This window comes from Mucilaginibacter aquariorum (assembly GCF_024498135.1).
GTDB classification, from domain to species: domain Bacteria; phylum Bacteroidota; class Bacteroidia; order Sphingobacteriales; family Sphingobacteriaceae; genus Mucilaginibacter; species Mucilaginibacter aquariorum.
Genome location: NZ_JANHOH010000001.1, coordinates 1,473,027 through 1,488,962 on the forward strand (window position 1 = coordinate 1,473,027; position 15,936 = coordinate 1,488,962).

The 15,936-nt window shown below is 42.0% G+C and carries 16 protein-coding genes; 6 read left to right on the plus strand and 10 right to left on the minus strand.

The genetic code is table 11. The annotated features are described in order from the left end of the window. Positions 1 to 32: 32 nt before the first annotated feature. A complete protein-coding gene (locus tag NPE20_RS06295) occupies positions 33 to 512 on the minus strand; it encodes a Dps family protein (RefSeq protein ID WP_256537762.1) in 480 nt (159 codons plus the stop codon). 101 nt (positions 513 to 613) lie between these two features. Here NPE20_RS06295 and NPE20_RS06300 point away from each other — a divergent pair, with 101 nt between their 5' ends. The 3 genes from NPE20_RS06300 to NPE20_RS06310 are packed head-to-tail and all read left to right on the plus strand — an operon-like array spanning position 614 to position 3,032. Further along, positions 614 to 1,369: a DUF4905 domain-containing protein gene (locus NPE20_RS06300; protein WP_256537763.1), complete on the plus strand. Its 756-nt coding sequence runs from the start codon at positions 614 to 616 to the stop codon at positions 1,367 to 1,369. A 21-nt stretch (positions 1,370 to 1,390) separates the two neighbouring features. After that, complete coding sequence (locus tag NPE20_RS06305) at positions 1,391 to 2,401, plus strand: LysM peptidoglycan-binding domain-containing protein (RefSeq protein ID WP_256537764.1); 1,011 nt, start codon at positions 1,391 to 1,393, stop codon at positions 2,399 to 2,401. Beyond that, positions 2,394 to 3,032 (plus strand): uridine kinase family protein, encoded by a 639-nt coding sequence (locus NPE20_RS06310; protein ID WP_256537765.1) that lies wholly within the window; start codon positions 2,394 to 2,396, stop codon positions 3,030 to 3,032. The genes NPE20_RS06305 and NPE20_RS06310 overlap by 8 nt, the downstream gene beginning before the upstream one ends. A gap of 12 nt (positions 3,033 to 3,044) precedes the next feature. Here the strand turns inward: NPE20_RS06310 and NPE20_RS06315 are convergent, their stop codons facing one another. From NPE20_RS06315 to rpsO, 4 genes are all read right to left on the minus strand, one after another. Then, on the minus strand, positions 3,045 to 4,259 hold the full coding sequence (locus NPE20_RS06315) for an erythromycin esterase family protein (RefSeq protein WP_256537766.1): 1,215 nt from the start codon (positions 4,257 to 4,259) through the stop codon (positions 3,045 to 3,047). A 122-nt stretch (positions 4,260 to 4,381) separates the two neighbouring features. Continuing rightward, positions 4,382 to 4,651 (minus strand): hypothetical protein, encoded by a 270-nt coding sequence (locus NPE20_RS06320; RefSeq protein WP_256537767.1) that lies wholly within the window; start codon positions 4,649 to 4,651, stop codon positions 4,382 to 4,384. A 157-nt stretch (positions 4,652 to 4,808) separates the two neighbouring features. Then, positions 4,809 to 6,947: a polyribonucleotide nucleotidyltransferase gene (pnp, locus tag NPE20_RS06325; RefSeq protein ID WP_256537768.1), complete on the minus strand. Its 2,139-nt coding sequence runs from the start codon at positions 6,945 to 6,947 to the stop codon at positions 4,809 to 4,811. Between the two features lie 130 nt (positions 6,948 to 7,077). Then, the gene (rpsO, locus tag NPE20_RS06330) at positions 7,078 to 7,356 is read right to left on the minus strand and encodes a 30S ribosomal protein S15 (protein ID WP_256537769.1); all 279 of its coding nucleotides are present in this window, start codon (positions 7,354 to 7,356) and stop codon (positions 7,078 to 7,080) included. Positions 7,357 to 7,670: 314 nt separating this feature from the next. Between rpsO and NPE20_RS06335 the strand changes: the two genes are divergently transcribed. Beyond that, the gene (locus NPE20_RS06335; protein WP_256537770.1) at positions 7,671 to 9,095 is read left to right on the plus strand and encodes an MATE family efflux transporter; all 1,425 of its coding nucleotides are present in this window, start codon (positions 7,671 to 7,673) and stop codon (positions 9,093 to 9,095) included. Positions 9,096 to 9,505: 410 nt separating this feature from the next. Here NPE20_RS06335 and NPE20_RS06340 read toward each other — a convergent pair whose 3' ends face one another. Next, positions 9,506 to 11,305 (minus strand): M61 family metallopeptidase, encoded by a 1,800-nt coding sequence (locus tag NPE20_RS06340; RefSeq protein WP_256537771.1) that lies wholly within the window; start codon positions 11,303 to 11,305, stop codon positions 9,506 to 9,508. A 136-nt stretch (positions 11,306 to 11,441) separates the two neighbouring features. Between NPE20_RS06340 and NPE20_RS06345 the strand changes: the two genes are divergently transcribed. Continuing rightward, positions 11,442 to 11,852: an acyl-CoA thioesterase gene (locus NPE20_RS06345; protein ID WP_256537772.1), complete on the plus strand. Its 411-nt coding sequence runs from the start codon at positions 11,442 to 11,444 to the stop codon at positions 11,850 to 11,852. 102 nt (positions 11,853 to 11,954) lie between these two features. Here NPE20_RS06345 and NPE20_RS06350 read toward each other — a convergent pair whose 3' ends face one another. After that, the gene (locus tag NPE20_RS06350) at positions 11,955 to 12,386 is read right to left on the minus strand and encodes a DUF1801 domain-containing protein (protein WP_256537773.1); all 432 of its coding nucleotides are present in this window, start codon (positions 12,384 to 12,386) and stop codon (positions 11,955 to 11,957) included. A 70-nt stretch (positions 12,387 to 12,456) separates the two neighbouring features. Next, the gene (locus tag NPE20_RS06355) at positions 12,457 to 13,383 is read right to left on the minus strand and encodes a TolB family protein (RefSeq protein WP_256537774.1); all 927 of its coding nucleotides are present in this window, start codon (positions 13,381 to 13,383) and stop codon (positions 12,457 to 12,459) included. Between the two features lie 97 nt (positions 13,384 to 13,480). Here NPE20_RS06355 and NPE20_RS06360 point away from each other — a divergent pair, with 97 nt between their 5' ends. After that, the gene (locus NPE20_RS06360) at positions 13,481 to 13,942 is read left to right on the plus strand and encodes an Lrp/AsnC family transcriptional regulator (RefSeq protein WP_256537775.1); all 462 of its coding nucleotides are present in this window, start codon (positions 13,481 to 13,483) and stop codon (positions 13,940 to 13,942) included. Between the two features lie 16 nt (positions 13,943 to 13,958). On the opposite strand, the gene NPE20_RS06365 is transcribed toward NPE20_RS06360, so the two are convergent. Continuing rightward, positions 13,959 to 14,414, minus strand: a complete 456-nt coding sequence (locus tag NPE20_RS06365) for a YciI family protein (protein ID WP_256537776.1) — start codon at positions 14,412 to 14,414, stop codon at positions 13,959 to 13,961. Between the two features lie 44 nt (positions 14,415 to 14,458). Beyond that, positions 14,459 to 15,895 carry a DUF3943 domain-containing protein gene (locus NPE20_RS06370; RefSeq protein ID WP_256537777.1) on the minus strand — a complete coding sequence of 479 codons (1,437 nt, stop codon included), beginning with the start codon at positions 15,893 to 15,895 and terminating at the stop codon, positions 14,459 to 14,461. Between the last annotated feature and the right edge of the window lie 41 nt (positions 15,896 to 15,936).

The following is a 15,936-nucleotide window of genomic DNA, read 5'->3' on the forward strand; positions in this document are numbered from 1 at the left end:
ATCCTTATCTTTTCGTCCTTCGTCCAAAGAGATTAGTCTTCGTTCACAAACGAACGCAGCATCCAGGTGTTCTTTTCTTTGAACTGCATAAAGCGGTTCACCATATCGTTGGTACCATCATCTCCGGCATCAGCGGTAATGTCTAGTAACTGGCGTTCCATTTCAATAAGGGTAGCCATATCTTCAATCAGCGCCCGCACCATATCGGTATCTTTCATACCAATGGTATTAACTTCCTTTAGGCTTGATGTGGTGATATAATCGTTAAATGTGCTATATGGTGGTTTACCCAGGGTAAGGATACGTTCGGCAAGTTCATCAATAGTCGTAAGGGCTTCGGTATATAACTCCTCAAATTTAACGTGCAGGGTAAAAAAGCTTTTCCCCTTAACATTCCAGTGGCAGCCACGTAATTTTTGGTAATGGATATGATAGTTTGCCAGCAGGTCGTTCAGGTGGTCAACTACGGGTTTTACTTTAACTTCTTCTAAGCTTATTTTTTCAGCGTCCATGATAATAGTTTTTTTGTTGTGATAACACCCTTTGGGTAGGGATTGTTTATCAAAGTTAACAGGTTTTAATATAAATAGCCATATTTGCACACTTAATGACAATGCTACAACCATTCATTTCCCAAACCCTAAACGGCACCATATGGCGGCTGCAAATTGATGGGGAAACAGGTATAATGGCCATCGAGATCCGCAACGAAACGGATAAGCAAACCAGCTTTGCATCGCTTAATATATTAACCGGCCAAACATATTTCACTGCCCTTACCCTACCCGAACGCTGGCTTACCGGTATTGAAGCTATTTACAAGGGCATAATGCTTTTGCATTATTACAAGCACGAAAGCGGCCCCGAGCACAAATCCATAATAGCCATTAATGCCATAACATCGGCAGAGCTTTGGAGCAACTACAGCCTGGCTTTTGACCACCTGTCAATTAATGGCCCGGTGGTGTACAATACCAATATACAACCCAAAAAGTTATTTGTTGTTGATGTGCTTACCGGCCAAACATTAAGGCCTTATGATGCGGGCACGGATAAACCTTTGGAGAATGATATAGTCATACCTGAGATGACACCCGTAAACCAAATGGTTCCCGGTATTTTGCCCGATGAACCCTACGGAAATATGGTGCATTATCTAAACCATAATAGTTACAGAATTGTATCTTTGCACACTTTAAAAAATGGGGCTTTACAACAGCATCTTTATATTATAAATAATAATGATGTTGTATACCACGATTTATTGAACCAGGATATACAAAAATTACAACCCGAGGCGTTTGTATTACATAAAAACGCACTAATTTATATAAAAAACAAGGCCGAAATAAAGGTTTTAAAACTATAAATTACTGAATAAGAATTTATTATGAAATTTAAAATACTACTATTAACCTCCGTTTTGCTTACCATTTCTTCTGCCATATTTGCATCGGCATTGCCCGATTCTATAGGTGTTGAAAACCTGAACGGCAAAAAGGTGATCCTCCATAAACTCGATCCTAAAGATAATTACTACTCACTGGGCCGTAAATACGGCGTTAGCCCAAAGGTTATCCAAAAGTTTAATAATAACGCCAGTATGCAAATTGGCCAAATTATTAAAGTACCTACCGAAAGGTCAATAGTGGAAACGGTTAAGCCAACTCCTGCAGTGCAGCAACCGGTAACACAACCACAAACTAAACCTACCGAGCAGGCTGCGGTTAAAACACAACCCCAAACCAAACCTGCCGAACAAGCACCTATTAAAACACAGCCACCTGTAGTAACGCAACAGCAGCCGGTTCAGAACAAGGACCAGAAGCCTGCGCAAACACCTGCAGCAACTGCCACTTCACAACAATACAAGGTATCGGCACACGAAACGCTGTATGCTATTGCCAAACGCTTTAATACTACCGTTGAAGCTATTACCGCGTTAAATAATTTAAAGTCGACCAGTTTAACGCCGGGTCAGGTTTTACTGGTGCCTAATGGTGTTGCACCTGCACCTATTGAAGCAGCACCTACTGATACCATGCAACGCGACTCTACCTACGTTGCTGCCGCGGATAGCATAGCTAACCACAAAGCAGGGGCAAACAAATACGGTTTATTCGAGAAAAACGAAAAAGGTGTGGCCACCTGGATAGATGATGCCAGCCTTGACCCTAATAAGAAACTTATTTTGCACCGTACAGCCCCAATAGGCACAGTTATGCGTATAACTAACCCTATGAATAACCGCACCACCTTTGCTAAGGTAGTTGGCCGCTTTACCGATAGCGAGTCGACCAAGGATGCTATAATTGTGATGACCAAAAATGTTGCTGAAGCATTGGGCGCACTCGACAAACGTTTTCATGTAAATATCAGCTACGGTACCCCTAATGAATAAACCTTACGTAATTGGCGTTGCCGGTGGCAGCGGATCTGGCAAAACCTTCTTTTTAAAATGCTTTTTAGAACACTTCAGTGCCGACGAGGTGTGTTTGGTATCGCAGGATGACTATTACTTCCCGGTGGCGCATAACATGACCAAGGAGGAGAATAAGGAGTATAACTTCGACCTGCCATCAACAATAGATCACGACCACTTTGAGAGCGATATTTTCAAGCTACTGAATAATGAAAGTTTTGTAAAGCAGGAATACACTTTTAACAACTCCAGTGCAGTCCCCAAAATGCTGGAGATAAAACCTGCTCCTATCATAATTGTAGAAGGTTTATTCATCATGCACTTCGGCAAAATTAAGGATGTGCTGGATATGACCATCTTTATCGAGGCCGACGAAGACATCGCCCTGCAACGCCGCCTTAAACGCGACCTGGAAGAACGCGGCTACTCAAACGACGATGCGTACTATAAATGGGTAAACCATGTTGTACCGGCCTATAAAGAGTATTTATTGCCCTACCGCAACCAGGCAGATAAGATCATTGAGAACAACACCCATGTTGCAGATGATATTATTAAAGTAACAGGAGAAATTTCGAGAGAGTTGCGGGAAAAGGTTTTCGGCGAATAATTATAACTGCTATCAATTTAAAACAGTAGTTGGCGTTGTTTCTTTGATAAATATAAGGGCATCAAAATCAATTCCTGGCCGCATGGGTAAGCGTCTCATGTTACCCAGGTTAGCAAACAGGTTGGTAATATAATTACTTTTATTATATAAAGGGCCTGTTGCTTTATCAAGATTAATAAAAAATGCCGGGACTTTTGCTTGTGCAAACAACGCGGAAAAAGATGCCGGCTGCGCCTCAAATCTATCGGCTACAAATTTGTCATCGTCCAGTACATTCACACTGCCTTTAAACGTGTCGAATCCAACTACATAGTACTGTTTTTTATATTTTTGGCGTACATAATAGCCCATGCCTTTACATTGCGCCATCGTGGTGTCTTTAGCCAGATGTACATTGTGCCCCCAAATAATCGTTTTCAGCTTATTTCCCTGCTGAAACTCTGCCAGATTTTGAGCCATAAACTCGTCGCGCGCCAATGGATTAGATAATAGCGTGCCTTGGTATAACAACGAAATACGTTTTTTAAATTCGGCGGAGAAGTTGGCTACAGAGCCGCCTTTGGCTTCCACCTCGTTATTTAAATAAGCAAGAGTGGCCCTTTCCTCATCAGATAGCTCGTATATATTATTTACTTCGGGCGTATTTAATCTTTTTAGCACCGGGATGGCAGCTTTTCCCCTAATGTACACATCCGGATGCTGATGTAAATAGTTTAAGCAATATACAGCGGATGAATCGTTATCGACCTTGAAGAAATCGTTGTCGAAGCCGAAAAGGATAACCTTCTCTTTAACCATGTGACTATCGTTATATACCTTGATAGATTGAAAAAGGTCGAACATTTCCTTTGTGTTAAACAATCGCAAATCGACCATAAGATTTTTCAGATCACCTTTGCCAGTTTGCAAATAGTTGTTTATGGCGGCCATTTTAGTATAGCCAAATTCAAATCCTATAGATTTATAACCAGCATTGGCGATAAGATACTGAACAATATGGTTCTTCTCAACCGAAAACTCATGTGTGCCATGGGAAGCCTCACCTAAGCCCAGAATAGCATTTCCTTTTAATTGATCTACTAAATAACGTAAGTACTTATCATCGTTATTAATTGATAACGCATGGTCATTAACCCAGCTTAGAGATGCTTGCTGAGCAACAGCGTTAACAAAACAAAAAGTGGTAAGTGCAAGGCTTAGTAAAATTCTTTTGGGCGCATTCGGCATAATTCAGAATAATAAATTGAATAATCAAATATATTACTTTTTTATTCCGAAAAAATAAAATTAACAAAATTATATTCTGAATTATTTACAAGTAAAATTGATGTAGTATTTTGGAGGGACTATCAATCGCAGTTAAGCAACAGGTCGTAGTATTTTTTCATTAAAACGGTATCGTAATTCACCAGTGAATTGTAGGCCTCGGTAACCAGCTCGTTCAAAATAGAAGAGCCAAGCTGCCCTGCCCCATTTGGGATGGAGTCGTAATAAGTAATGAGCTCTTTTACCCTAATAATTTCGTACAATAACTTCTGGATCAGATCAGTTTGTGCACCGGTCTGTATCCCTTGAGAGTTATTGAGAAAATCTAAAGGATCATTAGGAGTAGATGTCATTAGCAAAATAGTACCGGCTTAATTATAGTGTTGTTCATACAGTTATACTTAACTATATTCAACAACCAATGTTTTAATTTTGTTTTAATTAAATTTTTTTTTCTGTAAATAGCAAAACCCTCTTTTTAGAGGGTTTTGCATTATGGGTTAATCCTGATTAGTTATTCTCAGGTTTGCTGCTTTCCGGGCGTGGCAATAAGGCTTTACGAGAAAGCTTTAATTTACCTTGCTTATCAACATCAAGTAATTTTACACGTACTTCATCGCCTACATTAAAGATACCATCCATGGTCTCAATTCTGCGGTGATCAATTTCAGATATGTGTAACAGACCATCTTTACCCGGCATAATTTCAACAAATGCACCAAACGGCATAATTGATTTCACTTTACCTTCGTAGATCTCGCCAACTTCTGGTTTAGAAGCAATAGCGCGGATACGGCCTAAAGCCTGGTCAATAGCTGCTTTGTTATCGGCAAATATTTGAACAATACCCTGGTTGTCTTTTTCCTCGATAGAGATGGTAGCACCTGTTTCGCGCTGCATTTCCTGAATAATTTTACCACCGGGCCCTATTACTGCACCAATAAATTCTTTATCAATTTTGATCATTACAATACGCGGAGCGTGTGGTTTGTAATCCTCACGTGGCGCGGTCATGGTTTTGGCCATTTCGCCTAAGATATGTAAACGACCATCTTTAGCCTGGTTTAACGCGTTGGTTAAAACTTCGTATGATAAACCGTTTATCTTTAAGTCCATTTGTACAGCAACAATACCTTTTTCGGTACCGGTTACTTTAAAGTCCATATCACCTAAGTGATCTTCATCACCAAGGATATCAGAAAGGATAGCATATTTAGTACCCATTTCGTTGGTGATCAGTCCCATTGCGATACCAGATACCGGATTGGTAATTTTGATACCTGCATCCATCAAAGCCAATGTACCGGCACAAACCGTAGCCATTGATGATGAACCGTTAGACTCTAAAATATCAGAAACAATACGGATAGTATATGGGTTTTGATCTTCGGCAGGTAAAACACGTTTTAACGAACGCATAGCTAAGTTACCATGACCGATCTCGCGACGACCTGCACCCCTGTTAGGGCGAACTTCACCGGTTGAGAAACCAGGGAAATTGTAGTGTAACAGGAATTTCTGGTAACCATTAATGAACGCGCCATCAATCATTTGCTCATCATCCTTAGCACCTAAGGTAACAGTGGTTAATGATTGTGTTTCGCCACGGGTAAATACCGCAGAACCGTGTGCAGATGGCAAGTAACCAACTTCGCTCCATATAGGGCGGATCTGGGTAGTAGTACGGCCGTCTAAACGTTTGCCCTCGTCTAATACAAGGTTACGGATAGCATCGTACTCTACATCGTGGTAATATTTTTTAGCTAACGATTTAGTAATGTCGTCTATCTCGCCTAAAGTTTCGATGTAAGCATCACGTACCGCTTTAAAGCTTGCAGAACGCTCTTCTTTTGCAGAAGCAGAAGAAGCTATAGCGTAAACTTGCTCATAAGTAGCAGCGTAGATGGCTTTTTTCAAATCTTCGTTGCTGTGTTCGTGGTTGTAAACACGTTTTACAGTTTTGTTAAGCTCGGCAGTTAATTCTTTTTGAGCTAAACACTGTATTTTAATAGCGGTGTGTGCAAATTTGATAGCTTCAACAAGTTCAGCTTCCTGTATTTCGGCACTTTCACCTTCAACCATGTTAATGTCATGCTCGCTACCGGCAACAATAAACTCTAATGTTGCAGTTTGCAACTGGGTTAAAGTTGGGTTGATAACTAACTGGCCATCAACTTTAGCTACACGCACTTCAGATATTGGCCCGTTAAAAGGGATATCAGAACAAGCTAATGCAGCCGAAGCAGCTAAACCTGCAAGGCAATCTGGCATAATATCTTTATCTGCAGATATTAATGAAATCATTACCTGTGTATCGGCATGATAATCATCAGGGAACATTGGGCGCAATGCGCGGTCAACCAAACGAGAGATCAAAACCTCATAGTCTGATAAACGTGCCTCACGGCGTAAAAATCCACCGGGGATACGACCGGTAGCAGCGTATTTTTCTTGATAATCAACAGAAAGGGGTAAAAAATCGATACCTTCTTTTGCTTCTTGCGATGATACTACCGTAGCCAATAACATGGTATCACCCATCTTAATTACTACAGAGCCATCGGCTTGTTTGGCCAGTTTACCGGTTTCGATCTCAATGGTGCGGCCGTCACCTAAATCAATAACCTTTTTAATTACGTTTAAACTCATCTTGTTTGTTTTGTGATGCGCTTTTCATCTTTCGGAGCGCATCGGTTTTTTATGTGTGTGTATATTTGTTGCAAAAGTAAAAAAGCCATCCTGCATATGCGGACGGCTTTTTTTAAAAAATAAAGAAAAGTTATTTGATAATATCCCTCAGCTGTAGAGCTTTGATGATAGCACGATATCTTTCAATGTCTTTTTTGAACAGGTATGCCAACAAACCGCGGCGTTTACCTACTAATTTTTGCAGAGATAACTGGGTTGAATAGTCATGTTTGTTCTTTTTCAAGTGACCAGTTAAATGCGCGATGCGGTAAGTGAATAATGCTACCTGACCTTCGGTTGAACCTGTATCAGTAGCTGCTTTACCATGTTTTGCAAAGATCTCTGCCTTTGCTTCTTTACCTAAATACATTACGTGAATAATATTAAAGCGTGAATATTTAATTAATTGAGCGCAAAGATACGGTTAGTGTTACATATATGCAAGGGTTTTCACAAGTACATTTAGTGGATTGGTGAGTGGTTGATTGAGTTTATTGGTGAGTGGTTTTATTGATTACAATCCCTTGGCACGTCTTCATTAAGTTGTCGCAATTCACCCTTGTTTATGTCTTTTTTACACTGCATGGGTAACTAAATTTAAATATAGATTTGTATAAGTTACATTTCACTACATTATGCCGTAAGGCTATATGTTTAATAAGTACCAGTTTAAATAACCTTTATATGTCACAAACCGTTCAATCCCGGGGTAAAGTGTTTTCATTTTTCAGCGTTTTAAAGCAGTCAATAAGAGGCGAACAAGTTGATCTGACCGCTATCAGCATAAAAAGGGCTATTGTTTTATTGGCTATCCCCATGATGCTGGAAATGGCCATGGAATCTGTTTTCGCATTGGTCGATCTGTATTTTGTTGGCCACTTAGAAAATAGCAGCCATGCTATTCAAACAGTAGGATTAACCGAATCTGTACTAACCGTAATATATTCTTTGGCTATAGGTTTAAGCATGGCCGCAACAGCAGTTGTTGCCCGCCGCATTGGCGAAAAAAATCCGGAAGCAGCGTCAAAAGCAGGCATGCAAACTATAGTAATCGCTGTAGCTATAAACATAATTATCAGCATTTTTGGATTATTACATGCCCGCGACCTGCTACTGATCATGGGCGCCTCAACAGAAACGGCAGACCATGGCACACCATTCGTCCGTATCATGATGGGCGGAAGCCTCATTATCGTATTATTATTTTTAATAAACGGCATTTTCAGAGGCGCGGGCAATGCAGCCGTTGCCATGCGCAGCCTGTTCATAGCCAATTTGGCTAACATTATTTTATGCCCAATATTTATCAGGGGGCTCGGCCCCATACCCGCGTTTGGTTTAACGGGTGCCGCCATAGCCACAAGTATTGGCCGTGGTTTAGGGGTATTGTACCAGGTTTATAATTTGTTTAATAACAAAAACATTTTAAGAATACGTTTAAGCTACTTTATACCCGACTGGACGCAGATCAAAGCGATCATAAAAGTAGCGGCGCCTGGTATCCTGCAATTTGTAATAGCCAGTTGCAGCTGGATATTTTTAGCGCAGCTGGTTGCCACCACAGGTGGTGATGTAGGTTCTGCGGGTTATCAAACCTCCTTGCGGTTAATGATGTTCTTCCTGTTACCTGCCTGGGGCCTTAGTAACGCCGCGGCTACACTGGTTGGGCAAAATCTGGGTGCGGGCCGTGTAGACAGGGCCGAGCAATCGGTATTTCAGACCATAAAATATACCGTTGTTTTTTTAGGTGTGGTAAGTGTATTGTTTTTAACCTGCGGGCATCTGTTCGCATCTTTTTTTACCGAAGACGATGGTGTAAAAAAGGTAGCCACCCGCTCCTTGCAAATATTAAGCGGGGGCTTTATTATTTTTGGCATGGGCATGGTTTTCACCAGTGCTTTTAATGGCGCCGGCGATACCTGGACACCTACCAAAATAAATTTATTTACGTTTTGGCTATTCCAAATCCCGTTTGCCTATTTATTGGCTAAGTATTTTGAAATGGGGCCAACCGGTGTTTTTATTGCCGTCCCCGTTGCCGAAGTTGGCCTAACCATAGCCGCTTATATATTGTTTAAGAAAGGCAAATGGAAAAAAACATTGGTTTAAGAATAGCCGGCTTCAAATTGAGCTGGTCTCCTCTTAAGAGGGGTTAGGGGTGTGTTTATCGAGCTATTTATGATTTCACACAAAGACGCAATTGAATTAGGCTTTGAGTGAAATCTTTACTCTATTGTCTTTTATCTTTTGTCCAATAATAGCGTTGCCTGCGGCCCGGGCTATGCGCTCATACTGCGCAGGCATTAGCCACAGGCCGGTATCCACTCCTATCCCTAACGCTGGGAACAGCGTAGTAGGAGACGCGAAGTATCGCGTCTCTACGGAATCTGATAATGTAGAGACGCGATACTTCGCGTCTTTGACAACATACAGGTAGCCCCCTTCTTCCGCCCGTCATTGCTGTAAAGGTTACCTAATTCTGCCTATTTTTTTTCAATTTTTGCTTTTTCTGCTTCTACCTACTTCCCTACCCAACTTTTATAAATAGCCGCCTGCAATGCATCGGGCTTTGCCACCGGGGTTATCTTAAAGTTCTTTTCGAGTTTTTTGGCAAGGGTTATGGTTACATCTTTTTTAACGCCATCTTTCTCCAGCCCAAGCACCATGGTGTCGCCGGCGTTATGGGTTTCATAAGTTTTAAAAAGCAGTGCTCTTGTAGCCGGCGCGCCGTTTACAGTTAAAATTTTGGTGCGGCCGCGTACACCCGCATCCCAGGCGGGTGATTTATAATCCACAGTAGTAATACGCAGTGTATCCTTTTGCTGCCTAACATTCAACCCGTCCCACACGGTAGATGTAACCGTGTTAGTGGTATCTATGTTTAAACCACCGTAAGCAAAGTATTTAGGATAATTGGGTGGCTTAACGGTTGAAGCGTACTCAAACACCTCCGGCAATTTAGTACCGGCCATTTTTTCGCACTCGTCCCTAAATTCCTGCTCGGTAAAGCCACGATTTAGCTGCTTATAGTATTTGTAATACAGCAATCGCATTACATCATCAAGCGATTTTTTGTTTTGGGTATAATGGCGAATACTAAAATCGAGCATCAAACCAAGGATGGGGCCTTTATCATAATAGGATATGGTTTTGTTAAAATCATCATCCACCCGCCCGTTTGGCCCGTCGCCCCAGGTGTTATAACTTGCCTGTGTGGCCGATTGATACAAATGCCCGGGTTGGTTCTCGTAATTCCGCAGGTTAGTTTGAAAATCGCCGAACATATCCTCTTGTGTCATGAGGCCTGCGCGGCGGGTGATCAGGTATTCGTAATAAACAGTAAACCCTTCGCTCACCCAAAGCATATTGGTATGGTTCTCTTTCGAGTAATCAAACGGCCCCAGCTCAACAGGCCTAATGCGCTTTACGTTATAATGATGAAAATACTCGTGTGCAATAAAATTATAAAGCCTTTTACGGGCTTCGGGCGTGTTAAAACCCTCGCCCCCGCTAAAGCTTAACGATGATGAGTTTAAATGCTCGATACCACCACCACCCGCACCTATCGATAAAAAGGTGTAATGCGTATAAGGTACTTCACCAATTATATCACTGCCTGTTTGCACTATCTTTTTAAGGTCATCCATAAATTCCTGCCTGTTAAACGCGGGCAGTTGGTAACCAATAAAATTGTGTGGCTTATTTTGCACGGTAAAGGGTGGCAGTACCTCCAGTTGGCCCATTAAAAACGGACTATCATATAACACATCAAAATCATTAGCTTTAAAGGTGTGGTACTTACCTGGGATGGTATCTAAGCCTGTAGCAACCAGGCTGCTCCACTTGCTGTATGGCTTCATTTGTACGGTAACGGGATGGCGCAGTTCTTTGTCGAGGTACATAAACAAACCACCCGGCGTAATATAGCCCCGGGTTTCGTCAAGGTAAACGTTACCTACAAAGGGCACCGTTGCCTTAACATCATAGCTTATTTTTACCGGCGCATTATTACTGTAAACACGCCAAATGTTTTTTGATGGCTGCTCCCATTTTAAAGTGGCGCCTTTACTATCTGTAACCGTAAAGTTTTGTACCGCGCCTGCAAAATCTATCAGTTGGTAATAGCCGGGTGTCCATACGCACATTTTAAAATCGAGCGTTTTACCGGGTGCGGTGCTGTTTAGCTCTACGTGGTATAGATGATCGGCAGCCTTTTCCATGCTAACTGTGTATTGTAAGTTAGCCTGTTTGTGTTGGGCATGTACTGTGGTACCGAATAATAAAAAAGCAGAGAGGAGAAGTTTAAGCAATGTTTTCATTATGGCAATGGCTTTAACCGAAGATAAAAACAATAATTGTATTACTAACAATTGTAAATATTTGTTGCCACGATATCCATATAAAACATTATAATCGATTTTTACTTTCTACTTTTGAATTTTAACTTTCAACCCCATGCCCTACTCTACATTTGAAACCGAACTGCGCGTACGCCCCGATGATATAGACATGTTTCAGCATGTGCATAACAGCAAGTATTTTGATTATGTACTGGCTGCCCGTTACGACCAGATGGAACGCTGCTACGGCATGGCTATGGAGAAGTTTATGGAGCGCGGCTTTGGCTGGGTGATAAGCACCGCCCATGTAAATTACAAGCGCGCCCTTACCATGGGCGACTACTTCATCGTAAAAACCGGGATAGAAACCATTAACGATAAAGGCTGCCGTGTAGCCTTCACCCTAACCAACAAGGCCACCAACAAAGTTTGCTGCGATGGTTACTTTGATTATGTAATGATAGATATGGCAACCGGCCGTGGGGTAAAAGTGCCCGCTGATGTAATTGAACATTACGGGATATAGGCAGCTGTTACTTGCGCTGCATATTTAATTTTGTAATAGGTGTGGCACAAAAAAATAGGAATAAATGCGAGGCTGAATCGGGGTAGTATTTCAGTTTGAAATTTAATTTTCACTTGTAAACTCAACCCCATGTCGTATTGCCGCTTCAAGTATGTTAATGTTTATATCTTTTAATTTTTTGAACTTAATGCAATACCCGGTCACACTCGCCTTTCCTATTTTTTTACCATACGTTTGGGGTAAGTAGGTCTTATCTTTGATACCCAGGATATAGACAGATATCCCGGTTGTATTTGCGCTCAAACCAATTTGAAAAAAATCCCTGGTCTTTCCATCCGCATATTTTATGGTGTAAGATCCATATCCTATATTAGGGTTGCTAACCGTTTTATTTTCGCTGTTTTTACCATCATCGAACCATAATTTACAACCCGGTAAAGTTTCAAGTATGTGTTGGTGCAGCTCTTGCATATCACTACGCTTTGGTTCAGGTTTGCTGGTGATATACTCTTTGATTTGCTCTTGTACGTCCATATGAAATATTGATTTACGGGTTACTTACTCGGTCTCTCAAATTTCGTTTAATTTTTAGTTAGAAACTAATTCATTTCAGCACACCAAAATCTACCGTGTAAATATCTGCAAGGCTGTTGCCCGCACTTTGCAGCCTGCGGTTAAACTGTTGTATGGTTTCGGGCTTTGCAGGTGTGGTTGCCCATCTGTTGCGTGTGCTGGAGAAATAAAAAAGCTTTTTATCCCTGGTAACTTTTGGCGCCCAGTCTATCCCATCAGAGCTTAGGGGTAGCGGCAGCTTCTTAGCTTTTGTCCATTTGCCATTTTGGTTATAGCTGATATAAAAATCAAGTCCGCTAAGCCCGGCAGTGGTCGAGTTATAAATGAGATAACTTTCATCAGGCGCAATAAAGGCCTCGAAATCATTACCTGGGTTATTAATGGCTTCGCCCAGGTTTTCTAAAGGCTGGTATTTACCATTCACCAAGCGGCAGCGGTAAATATCGCAGCCCCCCAGGCCGCCTTTACGGGTAGAGCCGAAGTATAGATTACCATTATCAGCAAAGGTGGGGTAATACTCATCACCGCTACTGTTTACAGGGGCATCTAAATGCACCGGCTTGCCCCAGCCTGTTGCTGTTAAGCTTACCTTCCATATATCGCTATCCTCTTTTACAGGGCCGTTAGTGGTTACCGGCCGGTTAGATATGAAGTAAAGTGTTTTACCATCTTTAGTTACAAAAGGATCGGCATCCATATACCGGCCTGAGAAGGACGCTATTTGCGGTGCTGTCCATTTGTTATTACGCTTATACGAAACACATATGGCAGATAACTTAAGGTCATAGCTGCATTTAATAAAGTATATAGTATCGCCGGTTGGCGAAAAAACAGCATGCGATTCATAATCGCCTTTGCTGATAACCCCGGGTTGAAAGACCTGCGGCGTTTTATTGTTTTGCGCCCGGGTTAAACCACACAGGCAAAGGCATAATAATAAGGTAATGAGTGCTTTCATAATATATAATTGGTACCCAAAGTTATCGGGCTGCAATAAAATCCGTATTTGCATTTTAAGGCATAAGCCATATATTGCATATGATTTAAAGGTATTTATGGATAAAAAATTAATTACCAAAGCAGTTGGCGAATTAAACGCCCGTATACTTAAAGAGATGGAGACGGATGCCCGCCTTTCTATCACTGAAATTGGTAAACGCGTAGGCCTTAGCGGCCCCGCCGTAAGCGAACGCATTAAAAAGATGGAGGATGAAGGCATTATTACCGGCTATACAACCGTTGTAGACCATGACCAGCTGGGCTTAGCGGTAAACGCTTTTATCACCCTAAAATCAAGCCTCACACATTCCGGGGTGATAAAAAAGATAGAAGAGGTCCCCGAAATACTGGAATGCTATAGCATAACCGGCAACCACTGCATCATCATGAAAGTGGCTACCTCTACAACCAAACGGCTGGAAGCTATTATTGGTCATCTGCAACAATTCGGCGAAACCAATACATCGGTAATACTATCGGCCACGTTTGAAAAGCGGGGAATATTTAAGAGTTTGTAAATCTTCGCGCAAAAGGTTAGTGAGAGGTTTTCTCTATTTTTTTGTGCGTTTCCAGGTAAACAGGCAGCGCGGCCGAGCCATACCAAGGATATAATTCGGCATCTAAAAGCTTTGATTTAAAGGCCGGATCGGTAGCTAATAACCCTTTGGCTTCCTCAACAGTTTTGGTATTGAAAATAAATATCCCCCGGTAATTTTTATCGTTTTTGCCGATAGGGCCGGCAACAACCAGTTTACCATTAGCAGCTAAACGACCAATGTTAGCCATATGCCCTTTAAACAAGCTATCGATGGTGGCCTTATCCGTCGTTTTGTTTTCGCCTGTTTTTAGGATCACCAGCACATACATTTTCATGCCGTATTCGTCGGCGCCAAGCGAATCTGCCAGGGCTTTGTTGTATTGGGTTGTACCTTGCGCTTTTGCGCCTGCCGCTAAAATACAAAACAGCGCAAATAGGTATATATTTTTCATGAGGGGTAATTTATACAACTAAGATAAGCAATTAATTAAATGTCTTAAAAATCAACACTGTAACGTGTGGATACACGCAGATACGGGTAGCGCTTGTTAACATCGGGATGCTCGTCGTACTTGCCGCGTAAAAAGAAATAACCCGACTCGGCGGCTAATGAAAGCGATTTGGAAAATGCATACCTTACCTCGCTGGTTACTGTGTGTAAAAAGTAATGAGATTTATTGCCGTTTACCGTATAGAGCCATCCCCCGCGATAATCAATACCCGCAAAAAAACGTTCGGCGAATTTTAAACCAGCCCCGCCATTTATGCTAAACCCCGACGTATAATCGTAATTACGACCGTTGGAATTATAGGTATTTGGCACCGCGGCCAATAATACCGGGCCAAGGCCGATATTGGTGTTAAAGGTAAATTTCTTGCTCATATCATACGTCGAAAACAGGTTTGCCTTAACACTTTGCCCGCCATAAAAAAAGGCCTCGTTACTAATGTAATCGTAATTTGCAGATATGATAACCAAATGCTTAAGGTCGCGGTTAGAGCGCAGCTCCCAGCCCGCCAGCGAGCCATACACGCTAAGCAGGTTCACCATTGAGCTATCGTCCTTACCCACTTCTATGTTGATGAAAATATTACTGAACGGTGTGCTATAATCCTTGTAGCGGTTGCCATACATTAGTTTAGCCCTGCCGAATATGCCTGTTTTTTTACCGTTGCCACCATCATTGCCGATAATACTGTTAAAAGTACGGGCGCCGAGGTCAAACTCTGCCGATACCTGCGATGAATCGCGATCTTTTGGATTACCGTAAACCCTGCCCCACCTGCCATCAAGCAGGCGGTTAAGGCCGTTCATGGGGTTAGCTAAAAACGCGGCTATCTCTTCCAATTGCCTGCCAAAACCCCGGTGGCGGTTATTTACAATTTTGTTTGATAGCCGGTAACTCATCTCGCCCAGCACTATACCCCCAAAGCTGGTATTTACAAAATCATTGGGCGATGGGCGCTCGTTTTCTCCAAAGGTTTCCCATACGTAGCTTCCGGCCAGTGCAGCCGGTGCCGATTGCCAGAAAGTATAACCATTAGCGCGAAACGCGCTAAAGTAAAGGCTGCCCTGGTACGGGTGGCCAAACTGGTTGGTCCTAAATATATCCTTATCCCACTGCCAGCTCCCCGGGTTTAAATTACGGGTTATTGTTGCGCCGGTTACCCTTGCATAAACTGCATTAGCTACAAACCTGTTATAACTAAAAGGTATAGCTTGTGCCAGGCCCCACTCAGCAGCAGCACGGCCAAAACGTTTGGTATCTGGCGGGGCGGGGCCAAAAAATGATGTGCGCTGCCTTTTAGGTTTTGGTACACTATCTACGATAAGTTTTTCGGCGTCTTGCGCGGTTTGGGAATAGACAAAGACAGGGGCTAATAACAAAACTATTACAAGCGCTACTATAAACTGGCGTGGTAAAAATTTCAATATATTATGCTTTGATCAAGGTTAAGTAAATAACAACCATA

Excerpts from the sequence above, each read along its gene's own strand:
- NPE20_RS06295 (WP_256537762.1), bottom strand. The coding sequence starts at position 512 with ATGGACGCTGAAAAAATAAGCTTAGAAGAAGTTAAAGTAAAACCCGTA.
- NPE20_RS06300 (WP_256537763.1), top strand. The coding sequence starts at position 614 with ATGCTACAACCATTCATTTCCCAAACCCTAAACGGCACCATATGGCGG.
- NPE20_RS06305 (WP_256537764.1), top strand. The coding sequence starts at position 1,391 with ATGAAATTTAAAATACTACTATTAACCTCCGTTTTGCTTACCATTTCT.
- NPE20_RS06310 (WP_256537765.1), top strand. The coding sequence starts at position 2,394 with ATGAATAAACCTTACGTAATTGGCGTTGCCGGTGGCAGCGGATCTGGC.
- NPE20_RS06315 (WP_256537766.1), bottom strand. The coding sequence starts at position 4,259 with ATGCCGAATGCGCCCAAAAGAATTTTACTAAGCCTTGCACTTACCACT.
- NPE20_RS06320 (WP_256537767.1), bottom strand. The coding sequence starts at position 4,651 with ATGACATCTACTCCTAATGATCCTTTAGATTTTCTCAATAACTCTCAA.
- pnp (WP_256537768.1), bottom strand. The coding sequence starts at position 6,947 with ATGAGTTTAAACGTAATTAAAAAGGTTATTGATTTAGGTGACGGCCGC.
- rpsO (WP_256537769.1), bottom strand. The coding sequence starts at position 7,356 with ATGTATTTAGGTAAAGAAGCAAAGGCAGAGATCTTTGCAAAACATGGT.
- NPE20_RS06335 (WP_256537770.1), top strand. The coding sequence starts at position 7,671 with ATGTCACAAACCGTTCAATCCCGGGGTAAAGTGTTTTCATTTTTCAGC.
- NPE20_RS06340 (WP_256537771.1), bottom strand. The coding sequence starts at position 11,305 with ATGAAAACATTGCTTAAACTTCTCCTCTCTGCTTTTTTATTATTCGGT.
- NPE20_RS06345 (WP_256537772.1), top strand. The coding sequence starts at position 11,442 with ATGCCCTACTCTACATTTGAAACCGAACTGCGCGTACGCCCCGATGAT.
- NPE20_RS06350 (WP_256537773.1), bottom strand. The coding sequence starts at position 12,386 with ATGGACGTACAAGAGCAAATCAAAGAGTATATCACCAGCAAACCTGAA.
- NPE20_RS06355 (WP_256537774.1), bottom strand. The coding sequence starts at position 13,383 with ATGAAAGCACTCATTACCTTATTATTATGCCTTTGCCTGTGTGGTTTA.
- NPE20_RS06360 (WP_256537775.1), top strand. The coding sequence starts at position 13,481 with ATGGATAAAAAATTAATTACCAAAGCAGTTGGCGAATTAAACGCCCGT.
- NPE20_RS06365 (WP_256537776.1), bottom strand. The coding sequence starts at position 14,414 with ATGAAAAATATATACCTATTTGCGCTGTTTTGTATTTTAGCGGCAGGC.